This is a genomic window from Xanthomonas sp. SHU 166 (assembly GCF_000364685.1).
Lineage (GTDB): Bacteria > Pseudomonadota > Gammaproteobacteria > Xanthomonadales > Xanthomonadaceae > Xanthomonas_A > Xanthomonas_A sontii.
In genome coordinates this window covers 1-2,105 of sequence record NZ_AQOJ01000975.1, presented here as the reverse complement: position 1 = coordinate 2,105, position 2,105 = coordinate 1, and the positions used below count along the sequence as shown (strand labels likewise).

2 protein-coding genes are annotated in these 2,105 nt (G+C 72.9%); both read left to right on the top strand.

What is annotated here, in order from left to right; genetic code table 11:
* The coding region (locus D180_RS21790; protein ID WP_017914441.1) for a UDP-N-acetylmuramoyl-L-alanyl-D-glutamate--2,6-diaminopimelate ligase at positions 1-1,283 on the top strand (1,283 nt) is incomplete at its 5' end.
* A partial coding sequence (locus tag D180_RS21785) for a Mur ligase family protein (protein ID WP_017914440.1) occupies positions 1,280-2,105 on the top strand: 826 nt, incomplete at its 3' end. The genes D180_RS21790 and D180_RS21785, both read left to right, overlap by 4 nt.

Genomic DNA, 2,105 nt, shown 5'->3' with positions numbered 1-2,105 from the left:
CGGCGCCGGCCGAGCTGCCGGCGCCGGCCGACGCGATCGCGGTGCCGGGCCTGCGCGCGCGCATGGGCGCGATGGCCGACCAGTTCCACGGCCATCCGTCGCAGACCATGACCATGGTCGGGGTCACCGGCACCAACGGCAAGACCTCCACCGTGCAACTGCTGGCGCAGGCCTGGCACCTGCTGGGCACGCGCAGCGGCAGCATCGGCACGCTCGGCGCCGGCCTGTACGGGCAGGTGCAGCCGACCGGCTTCACCACACCGCTGGTGCTGCCGCTGCACGCGCTGCTGGCGCAGTTGCGCGACGCCGGCGCGCAGGCGGTGGCGATGGAAGTCAGCTCGCACGCGCTCGACCAGGGCCGCGTGGACGCGGTGCATTTCGACGTGGCGGTGTTCACCAATCTCACCCGCGACCATCTCGACTATCACGGCGACATGGCCAGTTACGGCGCGGCCAAGGCGCGCCTGTTCGCCACGCCGGGGCTGAAGTCGGCGGTGGTCAACCTGGACGATGCGTTCGGCCGCGAGTTGCTGGCCAAGCTGGATCCGGCGCTGCGCCGCATCGCGGTCAGCTCGCGCGGCCAGGATGGCGCGCAGGTGCGCGCCGAGGCGCTGCGCCTGGACGCGCGCGGCATCGGCTTCACCCTGGCGATCGGCGAGGAGCGCCATCCGCTGCAGTCGCCGTTGCTGGGCCGTTTCAACGTCGACAACCTGCTGGCCGTGGCCGGCGCGCTGCACGCGCTGGACGTGGCGCCGGTGCGCATCGCCGCCATCCTGGCGCAGCTGCAGCCGATCCGCGGGCGCATGAACCGGCTCGGCGGCGATGGTGCGCAGCCGCTGGTGGTGGTCGACTACGCACACACGCCCGACGCGCTGGAACAGGCGCTGCAGAGCCTGCGCGCGCACGCGCAGGGCCGCATCACCTGCGTGTTCGGCTGCGGCGGCGAGCGCGACACCGGCAAGCGCCCGCAGATGGCGGCGATCGCGCAGCGCCTGGCCGAGCGCGTGGTGGTCACCGACGACAACCCGCGTGGCGAGGACGGCGACCGTATCGTCGCCGACATCCTGGCCGGCTTCGACGGCATGCAGGCGGTGCAGGTGCAGCGCGACCGCGCGCAGGCGATCGCCATGGCGGTCGCCGACGCCGGCGCCGAGGACATCGTGCTGATCGCCGGCAAGGGCCACGAGCCGTACCAGGAGATCGCCGGCGTGCGCCATCCGTTCGACGACACCGAGGTCGCCGCGCTGGCCCTGCGCGCGCATGCGGCGGAGGCGGCCCGATGAAGCGCCTGCCGTTGTCGATGATCGCGCACTGGGCGGGCGCCGAGCTGCACGGCGACGACGTGGCGATCGATGCGATCAGTCACGACACCCGCAGCCTGGCCGCCGGCAGCCTGTACGTGGCGCTGCGCGGCGAGCGTTTCGATGGCCACGCCTTCGTCGCCGACGCCGCCGCGCGCGGCGCCAGCGCGCTGCTGGTGGAGCGCGTGCAGCCGCAGATCGAACTGCCGCAGATCGTCGTCGCCGACACCCAACTGGCGCTGGCGCGGATCGCCGCCGGCATGCAGCGTGGCCGTGCCACCCGCGTGGCCGCGATCACCGGCAGCAACGGCAAGACCAGCGTCAAGGCGCTGCTGCTGGCGATCCTGCAGCATGCCTGCCGCATCGACGGCGGCAGCGTCTACGCCAATCCCGGCAACCGCAACAACGAGATCGGCCTGCCGCTGGCGGTGATCGAGGCGCCGGACGACGCCGACTACGCGATCTACGAGATGGGCGCCGGCAAGCCGGGCGACATCGCCTATCTCACCGACATCGCGCCGCCCCAGGTCTCGCTGGTCAACAACATCGCCGCTGCGCACCTGGAGCGCATGGGCAGTCTGCTCGGCGTGGCGCAGACCAAGGGCGCGATCTACACCGCGCTGCCGGCCGACGGCACCGCGGTGATCAATGCCGACGACGCCTTCGGCCTGTGGTTCGAGCAGCGCCTGGCGACCGGCGAGGCGCGGCCGCAGGTGCTGCGCTTCGGCCTGCAGCCGGGCGCCGAGGTCGGTGCCGCGCAGATCCGCATGGCCGCCGACCGTACCCAGTTCGTGCTGACCACCC